This window comes from Pseudomonas sp. Ga0074129 (assembly GCA_001465025.1).
Taxonomy (GTDB): Bacteria; Pseudomonadota; Gammaproteobacteria; order Pseudomonadales; family Pseudomonadaceae; genus Aquipseudomonas.
This window is the reverse complement of the sequence record LNDO01000040.1, coordinates 12185-34265: the sequence shown is the minus strand read 5'-3', so window position 1 is coordinate 34265 and position 22081 is coordinate 12185. Positions and strand designations below refer to the sequence as shown.

The 22081-nt window shown below is 59.7% G+C and carries 22 protein-coding genes; 12 read left to right on the top strand and 10 right to left on the bottom strand.

Annotation, left to right across the window (positions count from 1 at the left end; translation table 11 throughout):
* Positions 1-46: 46 nt before the first annotated feature.
* Positions 47-1234: a GGDEF domain-containing protein gene (locus AUK77_RS02530; protein ID WP_296125761.1), complete on the top strand. Its 1188-nt coding sequence runs from the start codon at positions 47-49 to the stop codon at positions 1232-1234.
* 206 nt (positions 1235-1440) lie between these two features.
* Here the strand turns inward: AUK77_RS02530 and ppk2 are convergent, their stop codons facing one another.
* The 3 genes from ppk2 to AUK77_RS02515 all read right to left on the bottom strand — a co-directional run bounded on the left by ppk2 (position 1441) and on the right by AUK77_RS02515 (position 4339).
* On the bottom strand, positions 1441-2631 hold the full coding sequence (gene ppk2 / locus AUK77_RS02525) for a polyphosphate kinase 2 (RefSeq protein ID WP_296125759.1): 1191 nt from the start codon (positions 2629-2631) through the stop codon (positions 1441-1443).
* 178 nt (positions 2632-2809) lie between these two features.
* A complete protein-coding gene (locus AUK77_RS02520) occupies positions 2810-3289 on the bottom strand; it encodes a hypothetical protein (RefSeq protein WP_296125758.1) in 480 nt (159 codons plus the stop codon).
* Positions 3290-3484: 195 nt separating this feature from the next.
* Complete coding sequence (locus AUK77_RS02515) at positions 3485-4339, bottom strand: sulfurtransferase (RefSeq protein ID WP_296125757.1); 855 nt, start codon at positions 4337-4339, stop codon at positions 3485-3487.
* A 162-nt stretch (positions 4340-4501) separates the two neighbouring features.
* Between AUK77_RS02515 and AUK77_RS02510 the strand changes: the two genes are divergently transcribed.
* On the top strand, positions 4502-5179 hold the full coding sequence (locus AUK77_RS02510; RefSeq protein WP_296125756.1) for an MnmC family methyltransferase: 678 nt from the start codon (positions 4502-4504) through the stop codon (positions 5177-5179).
* 40 nt (positions 5180-5219) lie between these two features.
* On the opposite strand, the gene AUK77_RS02505 is transcribed toward AUK77_RS02510, so the two are convergent.
* The gene (locus AUK77_RS02505) at positions 5220-6047 is read right to left on the bottom strand and encodes an HDOD domain-containing protein (protein WP_296125754.1); all 828 of its coding nucleotides are present in this window, start codon (positions 6045-6047) and stop codon (positions 5220-5222) included.
* Between the two features lie 181 nt (positions 6048-6228).
* Entirely contained in the window at positions 6229-7290 is a 1062-nt protein-coding gene (locus AUK77_RS02500; protein ID WP_296125752.1) for an SMP-30/gluconolactonase/LRE family protein, read from the bottom strand.
* A gap of 157 nt (positions 7291-7447) precedes the next feature.
* Here AUK77_RS02500 and rnd point away from each other — a divergent pair, with 157 nt between their 5' ends.
* From rnd to AUK77_RS02460, 8 genes are all read left to right on the top strand, one after another.
* Positions 7448-8581 (top strand): ribonuclease D, encoded by a 1134-nt coding sequence (gene rnd, locus AUK77_RS02495; protein ID WP_296125750.1) that lies wholly within the window; start codon positions 7448-7450, stop codon positions 8579-8581.
* Entirely contained in the window at positions 8578-8871 is a 294-nt protein-coding gene (locus tag AUK77_RS02490; protein WP_296125749.1) for a YcgL domain-containing protein, read from the top strand. The genes rnd and AUK77_RS02490 overlap by 4 nt, the downstream gene beginning before the upstream one ends.
* 29 nt (positions 8872-8900) lie before the next feature.
* Positions 8901-9833, top strand: coding sequence for a D-2-hydroxyacid dehydrogenase (locus AUK77_RS02485; protein WP_296125775.1), 933 nt, complete (start codon positions 8901-8903; stop codon positions 9831-9833).
* Between the two features lie 91 nt (positions 9834-9924).
* Positions 9925-10374, top strand: a complete 450-nt coding sequence (locus AUK77_RS02480) for a YcgN family cysteine cluster protein (RefSeq protein WP_296125748.1) — start codon at positions 9925-9927, stop codon at positions 10372-10374.
* Positions 10375-10423: 49 nt separating this feature from the next.
* Positions 10424-11650, top strand: a complete 1227-nt coding sequence (locus AUK77_RS02475) for a hypothetical protein (RefSeq protein ID WP_296125746.1) — start codon at positions 10424-10426, stop codon at positions 11648-11650.
* Between the two features lie 49 nt (positions 11651-11699).
* Positions 11700-12584, top strand: a complete 885-nt coding sequence (locus tag AUK77_RS02470; RefSeq protein WP_296125744.1) for a LysR substrate-binding domain-containing protein — start codon at positions 11700-11702, stop codon at positions 12582-12584.
* 100 nt (positions 12585-12684) lie between these two features.
* The gene (aguA, locus tag AUK77_RS02465; RefSeq protein ID WP_296125743.1) at positions 12685-13797 is read left to right on the top strand and encodes an agmatine deiminase; all 1113 of its coding nucleotides are present in this window, start codon (positions 12685-12687) and stop codon (positions 13795-13797) included.
* 9 nt (positions 13798-13806) lie between these two features.
* Positions 13807-14898, top strand: coding sequence for an extracellular solute-binding protein (locus AUK77_RS02460; protein ID WP_296125741.1), 1092 nt, complete (start codon positions 13807-13809; stop codon positions 14896-14898).
* Between the two features lie 15 nt (positions 14899-14913).
* Here AUK77_RS02460 and AUK77_RS02455 read toward each other — a convergent pair whose 3' ends face one another.
* From AUK77_RS02455 to AUK77_RS02445, 3 genes are all read right to left on the bottom strand, one after another.
* A complete protein-coding gene (locus tag AUK77_RS02455; protein WP_296125739.1) occupies positions 14914-15384 on the bottom strand; it encodes an RNA methyltransferase in 471 nt (156 codons plus the stop codon).
* 69 nt (positions 15385-15453) lie between these two features.
* The gene (locus tag AUK77_RS02450) at positions 15454-16617 is read right to left on the bottom strand and encodes an alkane 1-monooxygenase (protein ID WP_296125737.1); all 1164 of its coding nucleotides are present in this window, start codon (positions 16615-16617) and stop codon (positions 15454-15456) included.
* 31 nt (positions 16618-16648) lie between these two features.
* Entirely contained in the window at positions 16649-17683 is a 1035-nt protein-coding gene (locus tag AUK77_RS02445) for a 2Fe-2S iron-sulfur cluster binding domain-containing protein (RefSeq protein ID WP_296125736.1), read from the bottom strand.
* A 148-nt stretch (positions 17684-17831) separates the two neighbouring features.
* On the opposite strand from AUK77_RS02445, the gene AUK77_RS02440 reads away from it, so the two are divergent.
* Positions 17832-18842 (top strand): AraC family transcriptional regulator, encoded by a 1011-nt coding sequence (locus tag AUK77_RS02440; RefSeq protein WP_296125734.1) that lies wholly within the window; start codon positions 17832-17834, stop codon positions 18840-18842.
* A 76-nt stretch (positions 18843-18918) separates the two neighbouring features.
* On the opposite strand, the gene AUK77_RS02435 is transcribed toward AUK77_RS02440, so the two are convergent.
* Positions 18919-19287 (bottom strand): YajD family HNH nuclease, encoded by a 369-nt coding sequence (locus tag AUK77_RS02435; protein WP_296125732.1) that lies wholly within the window; start codon positions 19285-19287, stop codon positions 18919-18921.
* 163 nt (positions 19288-19450) lie between these two features.
* Here AUK77_RS02435 and AUK77_RS02430 point away from each other — a divergent pair, with 163 nt between their 5' ends.
* Complete coding sequence (locus AUK77_RS02430) at positions 19451-19735, top strand: hypothetical protein (RefSeq protein WP_296125730.1); 285 nt, start codon at positions 19451-19453, stop codon at positions 19733-19735.
* A 59-nt stretch (positions 19736-19794) separates the two neighbouring features.
* Here the strand turns inward: AUK77_RS02430 and AUK77_RS02425 are convergent, their stop codons facing one another.
* Positions 19795-21840, bottom strand: coding sequence for a S9 family peptidase (locus AUK77_RS02425; RefSeq protein WP_296125728.1), 2046 nt, complete (start codon positions 21838-21840; stop codon positions 19795-19797).
* Positions 21841-22081: the final 241 nt, after the last annotated feature.

Here is a 22081-nt window from a genome sequence, read left to right as displayed (position 1 = left end):
AGTCATCGAGACAGGCACGTGCTCAGGCCAAGCTGTGAGGTTGCCTATGCTTTTAAAGCCCCAATCGTCCACTGTTATTGAGCTGATGGATGATCACCAGCCACTACGCAACAGCTTCGCTCTGCGTCACTTTGTGCCTGAACTTGAGGCGGAGTACCGCGAGTTCTCTTACCGCAGTTATCAGCAGGCGCGCCGTGTCGCCGTCAGCCTACTGATTGCCAGTATTTTTGCCTTTTTTGCCTTCGATCTGATGCTGCTGTATAGCACGGGCGATAACCCGGCAACCCTACCAGCCATGCTGGCTCGCTTGTGCGCGTTGTTGATCGTTTTGTTCGGCGCTTACCGGGTTCTTAAATCCAACGATGTGGCCACGGGATATCGTTGGATACCCATTGCACTGTGCAGTTTGAGTCTTGCCATGTTGATGGTGACGCTGCTGTATCACCAAGTGCTTGAGCAAATGCAACTGCCCTATGGCATGGAGGGCATGATTCTGATTCAGATGGCGATCTTCGTGCCGCTGGGTTACAGCTATCGCTACAGCCTCTATTTGGGTATCGGCACCTTGGCCTGTTCAGTTCTGGCCTTTTACCTGGCCACGCCTTCTGCCCCGCGCATGCAGTTTCATGTGTCTGCCACCTACCTGCTGGTGGCGACTGTCGCCGCAGCCACGGCGGGTTATTGTCAGGAACACTCCATGCGAGTGTTATTCCTGACTAAACGTGCCTTGCGCAATATGGCCGATACCGACGGACTCACGCAGCTTTATAACCGCCGCAGTTTTGATTTGCTGTTGGCAAGAGCCTTACAGGAAGCGCAACGCGAGCGAACATGCATTGCCCTGATCATGCTTGATCTCGATTACTTCAAAGCCTACAACGACTGCTACGGCCATCCGGCTGGTGACCTTGCTTTGCAGCGCATTGCCGGCGTGCTGGCCAGCCATCCGCGCCGTGAACTGGATTTTGCTGCCCGCTTGGGGGGCGAAGAGTTTGCCTTGGTGCTGCGCAATCCGGACCGCGCTTACCTGGCCAATACCTGTGAAAGCATTCGTCAGGCGATCCAGAGTGAGCTTGCCATTGAGCATCAGCAAAGCCCGCTTAAGGTGATGACTGCGAGCATGGGCGCCAGTTTTAGCCTGCCAGATGACACCCCTAGTAGCCTCTATCAGCGCACCGACCAAGCCCTGTATCGGGCCAAGGCCAATGGCCGCAACCGGGTGGAGGTCGGCTAGCCACGCAGGCTGTTGAACAACGACCTGGGTCTGCATTACGGCGTTAACAGCGCAAGTCCCAAATGATTGTTAACAGCCGTAAAAAGGTTTTGACCGGGCGCTATTGTCCTAGCTTCATTGTCCAACTGCCTGCGGTGGGCGTTTGTTAGCGCCCCATCTGATGCGCGTGCAGTTCAATTGGCGCTGCACCCGCTGACTAATGTCCGTCAGAGAAGGGCCACGTTCATGGCTTTCTCACCATGTTCGTACACCACATTGGCACGCCCGACGATCAGTGGGTCCAGGCTGTCGAGTTGCTGCAAATCCTTGCCGGTGTAGGGCAGCTTGTGCAGCACATAACGCATGGCGTTTAGACGCGCGCGTTTTTTGCAGTTGGATTTGATCACGGTCCACGGCGCATCGGCGGTGTCGGTGTAGAAGAACATCGCCTCTTTGGCCTTGGTGTAGTCATCCCACTTGTCCAGCGAGGCCAAGTCGATTGGGCTGAGTTTCCACTGCTTGAGCGGGTGTTTTTCACGCTCCTTGAAGCGGCGACGTTGTTCCTTGCGGCTGACCGAGAACCAGAACTTAATCAGGTGTACGTTGTTATGCACCAGCATGCGTTCAAACTCCGGTGCCTGGCGCATAAACTCCAGGTATTCCTTCTCCGAACAGAAGCCCATGACGCGCTCGACCCCGGCGCGGTTGTACCAGGAGCGGTCAAACATAACGATCTCGCCGGCCGTAGGCAGATGCTGCACATAACGCTGGAAATACCATTGTCCACGTTCGGCTTCAGTGGGCTTTTCCAGTGCCACGATGCGTGCGCCACGAGGGTTGAGGTGCTCCATAACACGCTTGATCGAGCCACCCTTGCCGGCGGCGTCGCGGCCCTCAAAGAGAATGACCAGCTTCTGGCCGGTTTCCTTCACCCAAGCTTGCAGCTTGAGCAGTTCAACTTGCAGGTGGTACTTCTCCTGTTCATAGCGCTTGCGTGACAGCAGGTTTTTATACGGATAGTTCCCTTGGCGCCAATCGGGAGCCAATTCGTCATCTGGGTCAGTTTTCTCGACGGATTGGCTGGGTGCGATTGCATCATCAAGCAAGGCCTTGCGCAGCGCGTCTGAATCATCACCGGAAAGACCGTTGATAAAGGTTTCCAGCGTGTCGCGCATGGCGGGGGCATCGGTGGGGTTGATGTGCGCAAGGATGTCCTCAACCGCCACGGACGTTGATGCGCGGGAGGCCTTGATCGACTCATCGACCATTTTCGCTTGCAACTGCGCGCCTGCGAGAATGCCGTCATCGACGGTCTCAGGCTGCTTGCGAGCAGGCGCGCGACGTGAACGGCGCGCCGCAGGCTTTATTGTTTCAGGCGTGGTGGTAGTGGTTACGGTGTCAGTAGGCGTTTCGCTCATGGGCATCTCTCTGAATGGCTAATCACTCACCGCAAGGCACGCGGTACTTATCTTTGAGATAGTCGCGCTGTGACCGGTAGCAAACATAGACCTAGGTCATAGCCGCTTACGATTTTGTTCAATCGGTTGCTCTAAACGCGGTGTTGGATCGCGCAGTGTTGGCTTAGTGGCGAGGCTGTCAGGCGACCTGACGGTGTTTTGCCACGCAGCGCTGCCACGCGACGATAAAGTCCTGGGTGCGACCGTGGGGCTTGAATACACGTCGCCACAGGTGCGCCATGCCGAGCAGGTCGTCGGCGGCGGGCAGTTCGAGGTGCTCGGTTTCAATCAGCATCCAGGCGATGGCCGTGGCGTAGCGAAGGTTGACGGTTAATTCGAGGTGCGGCGCGGTGAGGAAGGCGTGTTGGCTGGCCAGGCCGCGCACTTGGCTGGCGAGATCTGGGTCAAGAGCCAGGTGGTTGTCCCAGAGCTGTTGATGGCTGTGGGCGGTGATGCGGTAAAGGCCATGGCCGTATTTGTCATCAAGGGCCGCACCCAGGCCCGATTGACTAGCCGCCGCGCCCAGTAGCAGCGCTTCTGCTGCACTGGAGTAACGGTCCAAGTAGAGCAGGGTGGGGCGAATAACGTACTGAGTTAGCTCGCAGGCAGCGATTCCCATAAAGCCCTCGGCGGCAGATGACCGATGGGGCGCTGGTAATGACTGTTTGGTGTAAAGGCCCCACCGCAAGCGGGCTTAGCCGCTTGTGTTGAAGTCTAGTGCGACCTTTATGCTGTAAAGGGCTGTTTTTAAACTGTTTTCAGCTTTCGGTTATTGCCCATATTGCGAATAGTGCTTAAGCGTGTGAAAGCCGAGTTAGTCACCGGTGGCAATTGGGCGTTTAGCGTCGGTAATCCACTCGCTCCAAGAACCGGCATACAGTGCGCCGAGTGGATAGCCCGCCAGGCATAGGGCGAACAGGTTATGGCAGGCCGTGACGCCGGAGCCGCAGTAGGCCACCAGTTCAGTGGCTGCGCGTTCGCCCAGTTGGGCGGCAAAGCGTTGACGCAGTAACGCTGGCTTGAGGAAGTGGCCGTCGCTGTCCAGGTTGTCGGTGAAGGCGGCGCATTGTGCACCGGGGATATGCCCGGCAATTGGGTCGATGGGCTCCACTTCACCTCTGAAGCGCGGTAATCCGCGGGCGTCGAGCAGGGTCATGTGGGCATCCTTAAGACGCTTATGCAGTTGTGCGCCGCTGATCACCAAGCTGCTGTCGGCCGTGCCGCTAAAGTGGCCCGCTTCGCCAGGTTGGATGTCTTGAGTCAAGGCTCCGCCGGCCTCGCGCCAGGCCTTCAGGCCGCCATCCAGCAGGTAAACCCCATCTTGCTTGCCCAGCCACGCCAGCAGCCACCAGGCTCGACTGGCAAATGCGTTGTGGCCGTCGTCGTAGAGCACCACTTCCGTGTCGCGGTTGAGCCCCCAGGCGCGCAAGCGATTGAGTAACTGCGCCGGTTCTGGCAGCGGGTGACGGCCTGTAACGCCTTTAATGATGGGCCCCGAGAGATCGCGCTCCAGATCAGCAAACTGTGCGCCCGGGATATGCCCTTCAGCAAAGCTGCGCTCGCCATAGCCTGTGTCTTCCAGGGCAAAGCGGCAGTCGAGAAGCAGCAAGTTGGGTTCGGCCAGGCGTTGTTGCAGTTGCGCGGCGCTGATCAGTTGAGCGAGTGGCATGCCGGTCATCCTGTGGGCAAAAGGGCAGTCGGCATCATAAACCGTCGTCTGCGGGGTCGAGAAAGCATTACGCGAAGATTTTCTCGCGGATGGCGCTGCATCTTTGTCCGATTGTGTGCATGCTGCCTGCCCATTTTGCCCTGCCGCAGGTTGCCATCGCCCATGAAGCGTTTCGTTTTGCTCGACACCGCCCCGATTCCCGATGGCTCCGGTGCGCTGTGCTTGTTTGAGTACGGTGAGGACTTTGTCATCAAGATTGCTGGCGGCGATGGCGGTCAGTTGATGAACACGCGCATGCATGGCTCAGAAGACGCTCTGGCGGCCATCCCCTGCAAGAAAGTCGCAGGCCGGCCCGATTCACGCGTGTTGATTGGTGGGCTAGGCATGGGCTTTACCCTGGCGGCGGCCCTGCAAAACCTCGGTAAAACCGCTGAAGTAGAAGTGGCTGAACTGGTGCCTGGGGTGGTGGAGTGGAACCGTGGGCCTTTGGGCGCTAAAGCGGGTTATCCAATTCTCGACCCCCGTACACGGGTGATTCAGGACGATGTGGCCAATTGCCTGAAAAACGCTGATCAGCGTTATGACGCGATCATGCTGGATGTGGATAACGGCCCTGAGGGGCTGACGCAGAAGCGTAACTCATGGCTGTACTCTGCTCAGGGTCTGCAACGTTGCCATCAGGCGCTGCGCAATAAAGGCGTGCTGGCGGTTTGGTCAGCCAGTGCGGACCGGCTGTTCAGCGATAAAGTACGCAAAGCAGGCTTCAAGGTTGAGGAAGTTCAGGTGTATGCCCACGGTAACAAGGGCACCCGGCACACCATCTGGATTGCCACCAAGTAGCGGGAGCCTTGAGTGCATTGCGCACTCAAGGCTGTTTTACTTAGCCGAGCAGTTCAGCAAAGCCTTTGTCAGCCTCCAACACGGCCGGCAACTCATCAAGCAGGCTGGCAACATCCAGCCCGTCAAACAGCGGACCTTGCAGGGTCTCCAGCGCCTTGTTCATATCACCCGGGTATTCGCGCAACGCTTCGGCAATCGACACGGCCTGGGCCAGCACCCGCGGTAACGGCATATCAGCCGGTGCCTGGGTTGGGCGGCTTTGGTAGGCAATGGCGTGCTGGATCAGCTCAGGCAACTGCCACAGGCGCGCCAGTTCGGCACCTACTTCAGGGAAGCCAAAGCCCAGTTGCAGCGTTTCCAGTGCCACACGCTGGGCCGCGCCCATGTCCTTACCGTTTTGATTGAGGCGTTCAGCCAGTTGAGGTACGCCCGTTTGGATCAGTAACTCGCCAATGTTGTGCATCATGCCGCAGGTAAAGGCGATTTCGACGGCCACGCCACGCGTTTTGGCCAGCAGCCGGCTGATACTGGCAACCTGAAAGCTATGCCCCCAGAACCCTTTGAGATCAAAGCCAGGCGGTGCCTGAAACGCGCCCGTCACAGCCGATGCCAGCACCAGGGTGCGCAGGGTGTTGAAGCCCAGGCGCATGGCGGCGTCTTCCACGCTGGCTGATTCGCGTGAGCCGCGAAAACGAGCGGAGTTGGCCAGACGTAGCACTTTGGCGGCGATCACGGGGTCGAGGGAAATATTGCGGGCAATGTTATCGATGCTGGTGTGCGGGTTATCAAACTGTTGGATGAGATCCTGAGCGACTTTGGGAATACAGGGCAAGCTGTGTACTTGAGAAAACAGGGCGCTTATTTCCATGACAAAAGCCTGAATCGACGGTTGGAATTATCAAGATAGCAGTGATTTTGCAGCGGCAAGGCTTGCCTCAAGCGACAAGCTGATCTGAATCAGCAAAAACGCGGCCAGGCATTGATTTAGGCGCGTTTTTCATGAGTGGCCCCACGTGCCAGCGGCGGCCGTGGGGCTTTATTGGGCGGGTTTAGCGGATTTTCAGCTTGCCGATGCGGTCGTTATCCAGGCTGCCGAAATACAGGTAGTCGCCCACCGGCTTGACCGAGGTGATCATGCGCAGGTGCGTGCCGCTGGTGTCATGCAGGCTTTGGGTTATTTCGCCTTGCTCGTTAAGCGCGATGGCAAAGCCGTAAGGAACGGCTTTGGGCCAGAAAGCGCGCGGCAGCTTTGCCAACTGCGCTTTTGCCCACGGCGAGCGGTGCAGCATGTCGGCGTCGGCTTTGCGCGGGGTTGGTAGGGCCACCCAGAAGGTGCCGTTGCGATCGCCCTGCAGGTTGTCCGGCAGACCCGGCAGGTTGTCGATAAAGATGTCGTTCGTGCCAGCCTTGTCGCCGCTCAGCCAGTAACGGGTGATGCGGTAGCGGTAGGTTTCGTTGACCAGCACAAAGTCTTCGTTGGCCGACAGCGCCACGCCGTTGGCGAAGTACAGGTCTTTGAGCAGCACCTTGGTTTCACCCGACGCCGGGTTGTAGCTCAGCAGGCGGCCGTGGGGGCGGGCTTCAAGCAGGTCGAGCAGGTAGTCGGGTTGTTCGAAGCGTGAAGAGGCATCACTGAAGTAGATGGTGCCGTCGCGGGCGATGTCCAGATCGTCGGTGAACTTGAACGGCACACCTTCGGCTTCGGTGGTCAGAACCTTGATCTGCCCTTGCGTGTCGATGCTGAGCAAGCCCTTGTAGGCGTCGGCGACGATCAGGTTGCCGGCAGCGTCGAAGTCCATGCCCAGTGGGCGGCCCTGGGTGTCGACGAAGGTCTCCACGCTGCCATCGGCGTTGATCCGCACAATGCGCCCGTCATGCAGGCCGGCGTACACCAGGCCTTGGGCATCCACGGCGGTGTCTTCCGGGCCGTGCACCTGGCCGCGCCCCAGCAGTTCGGCTTTCATCAGCGTGTCGTTGGGTTCCAGAATGCCGGTCATCGGTGGGATTACAGGCGCTTCCCAGGCCAGCGGGTCAATCGGGCTGGGGGTGACGGCGAGGTAGATCGCTGCCGCCGCAATCAAGGCCGCAAGCAGACCAAGCAGTTTCTTCATGGTTTTTATTCCCTGAGATGAAAGTGGGCAGATGCACGGGCTGGCCAGATTACAGGGTTCATTCGCATCTGTGATGCCCCGGGGGTAAATGGCTGGCAAATGCCCGGCACAGTGCCTGGGCATATATACTGCGCGGCATTCTTGAAGGGAGAGCCATGTGGCGATTGATATTCAGTGGATTGGCGACAACGCCAGCCTGGCGCAGCATTGCGCAACATGGCGCCGCCTGCCGTTTGTAGCGGTGGACACCGAGTTTATGCGGGTCGACACCTTCTACCCGATCGCGGGGCTGCTGCAAGTCAGCGAGGGTGAGCGTGCCTACCTGATTGATCCGCTGCTGATCAGCGACTGGACGCCTTTTGCCGAGTTGCTGCAAGACACGGCCGTGATCAAGGTGCTGCATGCCTGCAGCGAGGACCTGGAAGTATTCCTGCGCTTGACCGGCAGCCTGCCTACGCCGCTGTTCGATACGCAACTGGCTGCGGGTTACCTCAATCTGGGCTTCTCCATGGGCTATTCGCGCTTGGTGCAGGCGGTACTGAATATCGAACTGCCCAAGGGTGAAACACGCTCTGACTGGCTGCAGCGGCCGCTGTCGGCCACACAGGTCAGCTATGCCGCCGAAGACGTGCTGCACCTTGCCGAGGTGTATGCACAACTCAAGGCGCAGCTCTCTGCCGAGAAATATGCCTGGGTGCTGGAAGACGGTGCCGAACTGGTGAACAACTTGCGCCGCGAGACCGACCCACAGCAGGCCTATCGCGAAGCCAAGCTGGCCTGGAAGCTCTCCCGTCAGCAATTGGCCGTACTGCAAGCATTGTGCGCCTGGCGTGAAGAGCAGGCGCGTGTGCGCAATCAGCCACGCAACCGGATTATTCGCGAGCATTCGTTATGGCCCCTGGCGCGCACTCAGCCGGATAACTTGGTGGCCCTGGCGCGCATTGAGGACATGCATCCAAAAACCGTGCGTCAGGACGGTGAGTTTATTCTGCAATTGATCAAACAGGCCGCCGCCACGCCTGCCGCCGAGTGGCCCGAAGCATTGCCTGAACCACTGCCGCTGGAGGCTGCGACGCTGCTGAAAAAGCTGCGCGCCATTGGCCAACGTGAAGGTGAGCGGCTGAACACCGCCCCCGAGCTGATGCTGCGCAAGAAAACCCTCGAAGCCTTGCTGAAAACCGGCTACCCGCATGGGCCTTACCAGTTGCCGGGGTCGCTGCGCGGCTGGCGGCGTGAATTGATGGGCCAGGCGTTGCTTGATTGCCTGGCTGCAAACGGAGAATCGGCGTGAAACGTATTTGCTCTATCTACAAAAGCCCACGCAAGAACGAGATGTACCTGTATGTGCTGCGCAGCGACGGGCTCAAGCGTGTGCCGGAAAACCTGCTGCAGGCTTTCGGGCCACCCGCTCTGGCGTTTGAGATGGTGCTAACGCCCGAGCGCGTTCTGGCCCGCGAGGACATCCACAAGGTGCTGGCCAATCTCGACGAGCAGGGCTATCACCTGCAAATGCCGCCACCGGAAGATGAATACATCGAGCATTTGCCCGATGAGTTGCTGCGCCGCAACGACCCGATGTAACCATCATGTCCGCCGCTGCAAATCCCCCCTTGCGCGTGTTGATTGCCGAAGCCGAACATGCGCGCTACGCCGCGTTGCTGCATGAGTTGGCACCTGAACTTGAGGTGTACGGCAGTGCGCAGCCGCTCGAGTTGGCTCATCACGCGGCGAGCTGCCCGCTCTGGCTGGGGCAGCCTGATCTGCTCGCGCCCTTGCTGCGTGAGGGCAGGCCGCCGCAGTGGTTGCAATCGACCTGGGCGGGTATCACGCCGCTGCTGGCCAACGATTTGCCAACCGACTACGTACTCACCCGTGCCGTGGGCATTTTCGGTCAGGTGATGGCCGAGTATGTGCTGGGTCATTTGCTCGCCCATGAGCGTCAATTGTCCACGCACCTGCATGCTCAGCATGAGCAGCGCTGGGAGCGTCGTGCGCCACAGAGCTTGGCGGGGCGCACCTTGCTGATCGTGGGTACTGGTGATATTGGCCTCAGCGTGGCGCAGTTTCTGGCGCCCTTCGGTATTCGTCTGTTGGGCATTGCCACGCAGTCGCGCAGGCTGTCGCCGTTTGCTCAAGTGAGCGGCCTGGCGGCGCTGCCTGCGCTGGCGAGTGAGGCGGATTACCTGATCAACCTGCTGCCCGACACGCCGGCCACCCGCGATATTTACGATGCGGCGCTGTTTGCGGCGTGTAAGCCCAATGCCGTCTTTATCAATGCCGGGCGCGGGGTAGCGGTGGTTGACGAGGCGCTGGTCAGTGCGCTGCAACAGGGGCAACTGGCGGGTGCGGTGATTGATGTCTGCCGTGAAGAGCCGCTGCCGGCCGGGCACCCGTTTTGGACGGCACCGCGTTTACTGTTGACGGGGCATACGGCGGCACCGACTGATCCCCGTTTGCTGGTGCAGGTGTTTGTGCACAACCTGGCGCGCTGGAAGGCGGCCGAACCGCTGCGCGGGCAGGTGGATTTTCAGCGCGGCTACTGACCTGCAGCGGGCCGTTGAGCGTGCCGGCCTTGGCCGCCGTGGGCTGAGCGGCTAGACTGCCGGCCTTTTCGCCCCTCACCGTACCCTCATCATGGCCGCTAAAGTCGAACCTTTCTGGAAACGTAAAACCCTCGATCAGCTTGATCAGAACGAGTGGGAATCGCTGTGCGACGGCTGCGGCCTGTGCTGCCTGCAAAAGCTTGAGGATGAAGACGATGGCAGCGTGTATTACACGCGCATCGCCTGCAAACTGCTGGACCTTAAAACCTGTCGCTGCACGGACTACAGCAACCGCCGCGCGTTCGTGCCCGACTGTATTCAACTCACCCCGGCCCAGGCGGACCAGTTTCAATGGCTACCGCCGACCTGTGCTTATCGCCTGGTCAGTGAAGGTAAAGACCTGCTGCTGTGGCACCACCTGGTTTGTGGTGACCCTGAACAGGTGCATAAGCAACGCATTTCCCAGGCTGGGCGTATGCTCAGCGAAAACAGCGTGGCCGAGGACGAGTGGGAAGACCATATGATCTTCCGTGCTGGCTGACCGCTTAAATCCTTGTCCGACCGAGCCTTTAGCTCCAGGGAGCTTTGTTATGTTGATGCGCCGCTTACTTGTGTCTGTTGCCTTACTCAGCCTCAGCACGCCGCTGTGGGCAAAGAAGGTCGATTTGGATTACCACGTGCGCTTCTTGCCCGAAACCGAACAAGCCGAAGTGCGGCTGGTGCTGGAGGATGGCACACGCGTCAAGAGCCTGGATTTCGACTTGGGCACATTGGGCGCTTACAGCGATTTCAGTGCCGACGGCGAGTGGACGCAGAGCAGCCCCGAGCGGGGTATCTGGACTCCAGCCAAGGGTGAAGCGACCCTGACCTACCGCGTACGGATCAACCATGAACGCATCCCGGGTCGCTTTGATGCCCGCATCACCGACGATTGGGCGCTGCTGCGCGGCGACGATCTGGTGCCCTCGGCCAAGCTCAAGCAGGAAGATTTTACGGTGCTGGTCTCGCGCCTGCATTTCACTTTGCCCAAAGGTTGGAAGGCCGTCGAAACCGGCTGGCCGCGCATCGGCAAAAACAAATTCCGCATTGACAACCCACAGCGCAAGTTCGACCGTCCAACCGGCTGGATGGTGGCGGGTAAGATCGGCACGCGCCGTGCCAAATTGGGTGAAACCGATGTGGCTATCGCCGCGCCTGTGGGGGAGGGCATGCGGCGCATGGATGTCATGACCCTGCTGACCTTTATCTGGCCGCATGCTCAGGAGGTGTTCCCGCGTGACCCGGCCAAGCTGCTGATTGTCGGGGCGGGCGACCCGATGTGGCGCGGCGGCCTTTCTGCCACCAACTCCTACTACATGCACACCGATCGCCCGCTGGTCAGCGAAAACGGCACCAGCTCGCTGGTGCATGAACTGGTGCATGTGTTCAGCCGCATTCGTGCCCGTGATCGCAGCGATTGGATTACTGAAGGCTTGGCCGAGTACTACGCCATCGAGCTGATGCGCCGCGCTGGTGGCCTGAGTGAGGAGCGCTACCAGAAAATCCGTGAAGACCTGATTCGCTGGAGCAAACCCGTCGACAGCCTGCGCACTGACCGCTCCACCGGCCCGGTAACGGCCCGAGCGGTGTTGCTGCTGCAGGAGCTTGACCGGGAAATTCGTCAGGCCACCAAAAGCACCACACAACCGCGCTCGCTGGATGACGTGACCCGCGGCCTGATGCGTCTGGACAAAGCCACCACCCAAGACTTTATCGAGATCAGCGAAAACGTCATGGGCGGAGCCTCTGACGTGCTGGATAACAAGCTGTTGCGCTAAGCCCCACCTTGGGTAAGCATGCGGCGCACTGGCCAATCTGGAGCACCGCATGCGCCGCCTACCGTCTCTCACCGCCTTGCGCACCTTTGAGTGCGCTGCGCGGCATGCTCATTTTGGCCGCGCGGCCGCTGAGCTGTGTGTGACCGACAGCGCCGTCAGTCACCAGATTCGTCAATTGGAAGAGCAGCTCGGCACCGTGTTGTTTACACGCGAGGGCCGACAGGTTGTACCAACGTCCGCCGCACGGCGTTTGCTGCAGCGTTTGCAGCAGGCGTTTGAGTTGATCGGCGAGGCGTGTGACGAGCTGCGTGATCCCGGTTCCCAGGCGGTGCTGCGCATCGCGGTCACGCCTGAGCTGGCGCAAAAGTGGCTGGTCAGTCGTCTGGCCGACTTCAGCGACCGCTATCCATACATCACCTTGCATCTGCACGAGCAGCCGCTGGACGCCAGCCTGCCGAGTCCGGATATCGACCTGGCCATCACTTATGGCACCGGGCCCGAGGATGCCAGCGCTTACTTTGTGCGGCCGTTGCCGACCTTGCAGTTCTTCCCCGTGTGCAGCCCCAGCCTGTTTAACCAGGGCGGCCTTAAACACCCGCGTGATCTGGCCCGGCATGGCCTGCTGCATGACGATCAGGACGGTAAAACCTGGACCGCCTGGCTGACCACCCATGCCGGCGACATCCAGCCGGCGCGACATTTGTACCTAGGGCATGCCGGTCTAGCGCTGGAAGCCGCCGCGCAAGGGCAGGGCGTGGCCATGGGCGACAACCTCACGGCGGCTGAAGACCTGGCCAGTGGCCGCTTGATGCGCCCCTTCAATGCCAGCGTGGCAGCGCTTGGGCAATATGCGTTGGTCTGTGAACGCATCCGCCTGGAAAAACCCGCAGTGGCTGATTTCTTAGATTGGCTGAGTGATCACTTGGCTGAGTGATGAATTAAATTCAGCTATCCCGCAATTTTCGTCGTTGGAATCCGTGCCGGAGCGCCGCGTACTGTGTGGTCATCTTCCTCACAGATACAGGGTGTATCCGATGGCACGTTCACTGACTTCTCTCCCAAAAACTGACGGCTTCCGTCTGCCCGGCGAATTTGAACCCAAGGCCGGTTGCTGGCTGGGCTGGCCCGAGCGCACTGACGTGTGGCGTAACGGTGCCAAGCCGGCGCAGAAGGTTTGGGTCGATATCGTCACGGCCATTGCCAGCAGCGAGCCGGTCACCGTGTGCGCCTCGGCCAGCCAGTACGCCAACGCCCGTCGCCAACTGCCGGCCCATGTGCGCGTGGTGGAAATGACCTGCAACGACACCTGGTTCCGCGACAGCGGCCCGGCCTTTTTGGTCAATGACGACAGCGGCGAAGTGCGCGGTGTGGACTTCGAGTTCAACGCTTACGGTGGTCTCGACGGCGGCCTTTACTACCCGTGGGACAAGGACGATCAGATCGCGCAGAAGATCCTCGAGATCGAAGGTTATGACCGCTACCGCGCGCCCTTTATTGCCGAAATGGGCGGTATCCAAACCGACGGTCAGCGTACCCTGCTGACCACCGAGCAGTGCTTGCTCAACCGCAACCGCAACGCCCACCTGGGCAAGGAGGAGATGACTCGCCGGCTCAGCGACTACCTTGGCGCCGAGCAGGTGATCTGGCTGCCACGCGGTTGCAAGTTTGATGAAACCGACGGCCATATCGATGACTTGGCCTGCTTCGTCCGCCCCGGCGTGGTGGTGATGCAGTGGACCGATGACCGTAATGATCCGCAGTGGGAAATCTATCAAGAGGCCTACGACATCCTGCGCAGCACCCGCGACGCCCAAGGCCGTGCACTGGAGGTGCACAAACTGCCGCAGCCGCGCGTGCTGGAGTGGACGGCTGAAGAGGCTGAAGGCCTGGATCAAGATGAATCGACCCACACCCGTCAGGCCGGCACGCAGATCTGCGCTTCTTACATCAACTATTACGCCGGCAACTCGGCCATCGTCGTGCCGCTGTTCAACGACCCCTGCGACCGTATTGCCCAAGCCACGCTGGCCGAACTGTTCCCCAAACAGCGGATTATCGGCATCGACAATTCGCGGGAGATTCTCCTTGGCGGCGGCAATGTCGCCTGCATCACCATGCCGCAATACGCCGCGCCCACGCGCGCTTAGGAGGCTCTGATGAAACGACATGTCAGCTTGTTAGCCCTAGGGCTGGCCGCCAGTGTTCAAGCGCTGGCGGCCGAAGCGCCGAAGCAGGTCAATCTATTTATCTGGGGCGAATACCTGGCCCCGGACACCCTCAGTAGTTTTGAACAGAAGACCGGCATCAAGGTGGTGGTCGATCACTTTGACTCGCTGGAAACGGTGGAAACCAAGCTGCTCACCGGGCGCAGCGGCTATGACCTGGTACTGACAGCGGGTCAGCATCTGCAGCGGGCGATTAAGAGTGGCGCACTGCAGCCGCTGGATAAGACTGCGCTGCCGCACTTCGCCGGGTTGGACAGCGAGTTTACCGGGCACATGGCCGCGTTCGACCCCGACAACCGCTACGCAGGCTTGTACGTCTGGGGCACCACGGGCATCGGGTATCAGCAGCAGGCCATCGCCAAGCGCATGGCCGATGCGCCCACCGACAGCTGGGCCATGCTGCTTGATCCGGTGGTAGTGGCGAAGTTTGCCGACTGCGGCGTGAGTTTTCTCAATGACCCCAATGAGGTGTTCGCGGCCACCTTCCGTTACCTAGGCCTGGATATCAACAAGCAAAGCCTGGATGACCTGAAGCGAGCCGAAGCCCATCTGGCCAAGGTACGCCCGTCAATCCGCTACTTCGACAACGACCGCAATATCTCCGATCTGGCCAACGGCGATACCTGCCTGGCCATGTCGTGGAACGGCAACGTGTCGATGGCGGCCGGTCAGGCTGTGCAGGCGGGCAAGCCGTTTAGCCTGCACTACAGCATCCCGCGCGAAGGCACGCTGATCTGGTTTGATGCCATGGTGATCCCTAAGGACGCGCCGCATCCCGAGGCAGGCCTGGCATTGATGGATCATCTGATGACGCCTGAGGTGATCGGTGCGATCACCAACACCATCTACTACGCCAACGCGGTGCCAGCGGCCAATGCCACGGTCGATCCAGCGATCCTCGCCGACCCTGGCACCTACCCGGCCGCCGATGTGCGTGCGCAGCTGTGCACCAAAAATGACAACAGCCAAACCTTTAACCGCGCCCTGACGCGGGCATTCAGTCGGCTCAAATCGGGGTTGTAGCGGCTGGGTTATGGCTTACTTGAGACCCAGGCCGGACTTGGTGTGCAAGCCTTTGGCCATGCGGTCGTAGAGCACGACGTTAACGGTGGCGGCGAGGTTCATGCAGCCCTGGGTGGGGATGTAGATCACGTCCTCACACCAGTCGAGCACTTCCTGGCTTAGCGAGCCGTCTTCGGGGCCGAAGATGTAGATGGCGCGGTCGGGGTGGGTGTATTGCGGCAGGGGCCGCGCGCCCTCGACCAGCTCTACTGCGACCGGGGTGCATCCCAGGGGGATGATCTGTTTCAGGTCTTCCACGCCGATCAGCGGAATGTCCATGTAGATGCGCTGGGTGTCGGTAATAAAGTCGCGGGCGCGGGCATAACGCTTGCCGCTGTAAAACACCGAGGCGGCGCTGTAGCAGCCTGCTGCGCGCATCACCGCGCCGACGTTTTCCGGAGATTTGGGGTTGAACAGGCCGATGCAGGCGTATCGTTTGTTGGCCACGGGTGAATGCTCTTGAACAAAGCGCGCGAGTATACCGGCTTGGCCGTCTACTCGCGCGCTGCGGGGCTTCTATCGGTTTGCCATGAATCCTTTGATACCGCTGCGGGCATTGGCTTCGGAGGCCATTTGACGTTCCTGAGGGGTGGCGTAGTGACGATCCCACTCCAGCACTTTCGGTGTCATCAGCTTGTGCCAGAGCGGTGGAATCAGCGCCACGATGAGGGTGGTCAGGTAACCATTGATCATCATCGGTGCATCCGGGAAGGGCTTGAGGTCTTGGTAGGGAACTTCACCCTGGGCATGGTGGTGTGAATGACGGGTCAGGTTAAACATGCTCCAAGAGCTGATGCGTTTGTTGGTATTCCACGAGTGGCGCGGTTGCACCGGCGTGGCCGGGTCGCGAACCATGCCGTAGTGCTCCATGTAGTTCACGATCTCCAGTAAGGACTTGCCTGCCAGTGCGATCAGGGTGAAGAACAACGCCGTTTCCCAGCCGCCGACAAAGAAGGCAAAGGCGACCAGCAATACACTCATCAGGTGGCCGCGAATAACTGCGTTATGCCAACCGAACAGGCTGTGACCTTTGCGCTTCAGGCGTTTCTTCTCAATATTCCAGGCGCTGATATTGCCTTTGATGGTTGATGCCAGCACATGGAAGTAGACATTGCGGCCGCGTGGTGCGGTGGCGGGGTCTTCGCGCGTTGAGACATAACGGTGGTGACCGTAGACGTGTTCAATGGAAAAAATAGTGTCGAAGCTGAATGCCAGTAACCAGCGGCCGACCAGCATGGAAATCGGGTCCCATGTGCGATGCGTCAGTTCGTGCGCCGGAATGGTGCCGACCATGCCAATCATCAGGCCGGTCAGCAGTGCACAGGACACGTAATGCCAGGCCGAGGTTGCTTCGCGTGCCGCGATCACGTCATAACCGCTGAGCTGAGTCAGCGCTGCCCCAAAGCCGAGAAAATCGCCGCTGCTGAAACTCCACAGCGCACAGAAAACAATGAATGAAAGCAGCGGCAAGGCCAGCCACAACTGCACGGTGAGAATGGCAGGGTGTTTGAAGTCTGGGGTACTGGTGTCATCACCGCAGAGGGCGTCGCCCACCAGGTAAAACATCAATATGCCGATCAAACCTGCCGTCATCCATGCGCCGCCGGCGAGAATGGCCGCGGCTGATAGCAGGCCAACTCCGTGGAACAAAAAGTATTTGAGGTAGTGCAGAGCGTTCATGTGCGTCTCTCTTATTCGGGGTGGATGCGTTTCAGGCTGAGGCCGCCAGGGCGTCATGCTGGGTGGTAAAGCGGTCGGTATAAATGTGTTCACGGGCAACGTTGTGCTGGAGGAGCTGCAGCACAGCGCTGTCGATCATCGCGGGCGGGCCGCACAGGTAGGCGTGACTGCCTGCTTCGAGTTGCGCGGTAATCTGGCTGCTGACCACGCCCCGTGCACCTCGCCAATCGGACTCTGCTGACAAGCCTGAGAGCACCGGGGTAAAACGGAATGGGCCGCGCCACTGGGCAGCAATCGCGCTGATTTCGGCCAAGGCATAGAGGTCACGTTCTTCGCGCGCGCCGAACAGCAGCGTGGTGGAGCGCGTGCAGCCCTTGGCGAGAGCGTCTTGCAGCATGGCGATGATTGGCGCCAGCCCACTGCCGCCGGCAATCAGCATCAATGGAGCCTCGGCCGGGCGCAGGTAAAAGTCGCCCAGCGGCCCCTGCAATTGAATACCTTGGCCCAGCAGGTTCTGTTTATGGACAGTGGATGAGAATTCGCCTTTGGGTACTTGGCGCACATAAAAACTAACCTGTGCATCGGCTTGCGGGGCGCTGGCAAAGGAGTAGCTGCGACGCACGTCAGGGGCGGTGCTGAGGCTAATCTGTGCATACTGGCCAGGTTTGTATGGCAGGTCTTCATCAAGCTGCACGACCACGCGCATGATGTCGTGGGTGAGGCGTTCTTGGACGATGACACGCCCAGCAACAGTGCGTTTTGCCTGCTGTGCTGAAAGGTCAACCTCTATCTGAACAGCGCCTTTGGGCACGCTCTGACAGGCGAGGATGTAACCTTGATCAAGCTCTTCATCGGAGAGCAGGTAGGCCGTCTCGGTCAGCTCCTTGACGCTGCCTGAAATCAGCTTGCACTTGCATGCGGCACAACCACCGACCCTGCAGCTGTGCGGGAAGTCGATGCCTTGGCGCAGCGCCGCTTGCAGCAAGGTTTCTTTGGGGTTGACAGTGATTGGCCGGTCATTGATCCGTGCGCTGGTGGGTTTTGGCTTGCTAAAGAATGAAAGCATTGCTCCTCCGGATGCATGGGCAAGGTTAAGCTCAGTGAGGGCAATGTTAGGCGTGGCGTGCGGTTCTCCGTAGGTTCGCCGTTGACACTTTATGGGTCATTTATTGACAATTTGGCGCAGCGAACTTCCTTCGAATAAGGCCTCTTCCATGCAGGATCTCATTCTCCCGTCCCAATACATTCGGCAGATCAGCGGGCAGCTCGCGGCTATGGATGTGGATGTGTCGGCTTGGTTAGAGCGCAGTCAGTTGAGCGACGCTCAGTTGAGTGAGGCGGATCTGAAAGTGGACGCAACCACCTTCGGCCACTTGCTGGAGGATGCGCTGGCAACGACCCAGGAAGCGGCGCTTGGCCTGTTGGTTGGTGAGCGGTTGCAGGTTAATAGCCACGGCATTCTCGGCTATGCCCTGTTGCAGAGCAGTTCGCTGCGTCAAGCGTTGCAGTTGCTGGAGCGCTATTTGGGTGTGCGCACGAACCTGGTGACGATCAGCCTGAGGGGCGATGGCGAGTTCGAAAATATCCTGTTCACCTCGCTTTATGCCCAAGGCGATTTACAGCGCGTGGTGTTGGAAGCAGTGATTCTGGCCATCAAAAACATGTTTGAGGCGATCACTTTGGGGGCCTATTCGCTGACGCGTGTTTGCTTGCCTTTTGCTCGGCCTTCATACGCGGCGCTGGCAGAAGAGATGTTTCGTTGCGAGGTGATTTACGCCGCGCCCTGGGCCGGGTTTTCCCTGCCGTCAGGGATTCTTGATTTGCCGTTGAAGATGGCGGATCCGGTCTCATTTCGCGACGCCGAACAGATCTGTCAGCGTGAATTGGAAAAGCTCGAACGCAATGTCAGCATGAGTGCGCGGGTACGCCGGGTGATGCTGGAGAAGCAAAACGGTTTTCCCAGCCTAAACGTCACGGCCCGTCTCTTTCACATGACCCCACGAACGCTTCACCGGCGTCTGCAGGATGAAGGCACGAGCTTCAAGGACATCCTTGAGCAGGTCCGGCACACCCTCGCTGTTGAACACCTGAAAACCGGACAGCTCAGCATCGAGGAGATTGCCTACACGCTGGGTTATACCGACATGGCTAATTTCCGCCGTGCCTTCAAACGCTGGGAGGCCGTGCCGCCGTCGCAGTTTCGTGCCCTGCAAAACAATCCCTAACGCCGCTGGACTGGTTCGAGGCTGGGCGTTCGCGTGGCTGACAAAACAGGACGCGCCAGCCAATGCTGACGTGGCTTTATTTTTTCAACAGGGCAGCCAAGTCGGCGAAGGGGTTGTGGGTCGCCTGGTTGGTTTTGGGTGAGCTCAGCGAGCCTTCGCTGAAGTACTGCTGGTCGGTGTAGCGCGAGTGTTCATTGTCATGGCAGAACAGGCAGAGCAGCTCCCAGTTTGAGCCGTCTTGCGGGTTGTTGTCGTGGTTGTGATCGCGGTGATGCACAGTCAACTCACTCAGGCGCTTGCCAGAGAATTCCCGAGCGCAGCGGCCACACACGTGGGGGTACATTTTGAGCGCCTTGTCGCGATAGCCTTCTTCACGCGAACGCTGGTTGTCGGCGAGGATGCGATCAAGTTTGCTGGTGGCGGAAGGGGGGGTATTGGTGCTCATCGGGTGTCTCACAGGTTGGCTTTGCAGCAGTCTAGCCTGACCGGCGATCACTTAGAATCGTCAACGCGGCACTTTGCGACTCTTGGCTGTTCAAAATCTGAGTGCTTACGGATGGCTTCATCGCCGCGCACTTATAGCCCTCAGACTAATCAGGAGTTAGGCAATGCGAATCAACCTTGTGCTTGCCGTTGTGGCGATCGTCAGCCTGCCAGCGGCCTTGGCTCAGCCGTCGACTGCTCCTGCACCCGACGCCCCTGGGCGTGCGACGCCGCAGCCCTATGCGCCGGTTGCGCCGACTCATCTGCCGGCGCCGAGAGACGGCAACCCACCCCTGTTAACCGTACCAGCAGCGCCAGCGGTCAATCCGCCGCGCCGCGATGAAGAGCTGCCATTGCTGCGTGAGCAGCGGCAGCGGCCCATAGCACCGGTGCCTGCGCCGCAGTATTGATGCCATTCTGCGACGTGCCGACGCGTAGGCATGCTCTAAACGTGGACTTTCCGCAGCCCTTACCCGTTCTGCTCGGCGTCCATACCCAGAATCTTCAGGATAAAGGCGTACTCCAGCGCGGCATCTTTGAGCGCCTGGTAGCGGCCGCTCATGCCGCCATGCCCGGCCTCCAATTCGGTTTTAAGCAACAGCAGGTTGTTGTCAGTTTTATGGGCGCGCAGCTTGGCCACCCATTTCGCGGCTTCCCAATACTGCACGCGGCTGTCGTTGTAGCCGGCCACCGCGAGAATCGCCGGGTAGGCCTGGGCCTGAACGTTTTCATAGGGGGCGTAGCCCTTGATTCGCTCGAAGACGTCCGGTTGGTTCGGGTCGCCCCATTCGTCGTACTCGGTAACGGTTAGCGGCAGATCGGGGTTTTGCATGGTGTTGAGCACATCAACAAAGGGCACTTCGGCGATGGCGGCGGCGAACAGTTCCGGGCGCTTGTTTAGCACCGCGCCCATCAACAAGCCACCGGCACTGCCGCCACTGATCACCAATTGGCTGGGCTGGGTGTAACCGCTGTCGATCAGGTGTTCGGCGCAGGCAATAAAGTCGCTGAACGAGTTGTGCTTATGCTCAAGTTTGCCCGCGCGATACCAGGCTTCACCCAACTCGCCGCCACCGCGCACATGGGCGATGGCGAAGACAAAGCCGCGATCAAGCAGGCTGAGGCGAGCATGGGAGAACCAGGGGTCGAGGCTTTCGCCATACGCACCATAGCCATAGAGGTAGAGCGGGGCGCTCTTGCCGAGAACCTCTCGCTTGGCCACCAGGCTGATCGGCACCTGGGTGCCATCCGGAGCCGTGGCCCATAGACGTTGGCTGACATAGTGGTCGGCATCAAAGTCGCCCAGCACCGGGGTTTGCTTGAGCACCGCTTGCGCGCCTGTGGCCAACGTCAGTTGACGCACTTGGGCGGGGCGATTGAGTGCTTCATAACGCAAACGAATCACATCGCTGTCGAATTCTAGGCTGTCCTGCACATACAGGCTGTAGGCGGCATCCGGCAGTTGCACGCGGTAGGCTGCCTGGCCTTGGGGCTGCACCTCAATAATCGGCAGACCGTTTTCACGCAGGCTGAGTATCAGCGCTTGGTGATTAAGGCCCATACCTTCCAGCATCACCTGCGGATCATGCTCGCGCAGCAGTTGCCAGTGCGTGCGGCTGGGCGCGGATTCGCTGGCGCTGAACAGGGCGAAGTTGATGCCGTGTTGGTTGCTGCGGATCAGCCAGCGCCACTGGCCGTCCAGCAGGCCGTGATCGAGGTCGTATTCATGACCCTCTTCACGCGGGGCCACACAACTGAATGCGCCCTGCGGCGTGGCGGCATCAAGGATCCAGGCTTCGCTGGTGGTTTTGCTACCCAACAACAGAATCAGTTGGCGTTCGGAACTGCTGCGGTAGCAGCTGAGGAAAAAGCGCCCATCCGCTTCGTGGAACACCAGTTCAGCCGAGTCGTCGCCGAGATGATGGCGATAGAGCTTGTGCGGCCGGTGCGTGTCATCCAGCTCACCAAAGAACAGCGTCTGGCTGTCGTTGGCCCAGGTCATGCTGCCGTCGCAGTCGTCAAAGGGCAGCTCGATCAGGCTGTCGTCAGCCAGTTCCTTGACGAACAGGCGGTAGGTTTCTTCGCCGCTGGTGTCCAGGCTGTAGGCCAGGCGCTGATGATCGGGGCTGATGCTGAACGCCCCGAGCGAGATAAAACCGCCTTCGGCCAACGCGTTGGGATCGAGCAGTAACTGTTCGCTGCCTTCATCCACGCTCAGCGAGCCATCGGCAGGTTTGCGGCAGCGGTAATGCCGTGGGTATTCGTCACCCGCCGTGGTGCGCTGGTAATACAGATACGGCCCCCACGTCGATGGCAGGCTCAAGTCGGTTTCGCGGATGCGTCCTTTGATCTCTTGAAACAATCTTTCACGCAGGGGCAATTGCTCACTCAGCTGCGCCTCTAGGTAGGCATTTTCAGCCTTGAGATGGTCGAGCACTTCAGTGCTGTCGCGGTTTTCCAGCCAGCGGTAGGGGTCGGCGCTTGCGTCGAGGCGGGCGATGGGGGCGTGGTGCATGCAGCAACTCCTGTGGATGTAGGCCGACAGTGGGGCGTCGAAGGGCCTGTGCAAAACCGGCTACGTGTCGGTGCGTTTACCAGCGGTAAACGCCGCAGCCGCGCCCGTTTTTGCCGTATATGCCTCTCGTGCGCGCGCGTTTGATCGGGTTCAAAGCAGGCAAAAGCCGCTATGATAAGCGCCGTTTCGCTGGTCGGCTGCTGAAATCTGCGCAGCCCCGTGCTGTCCGCCCCCGATGGGC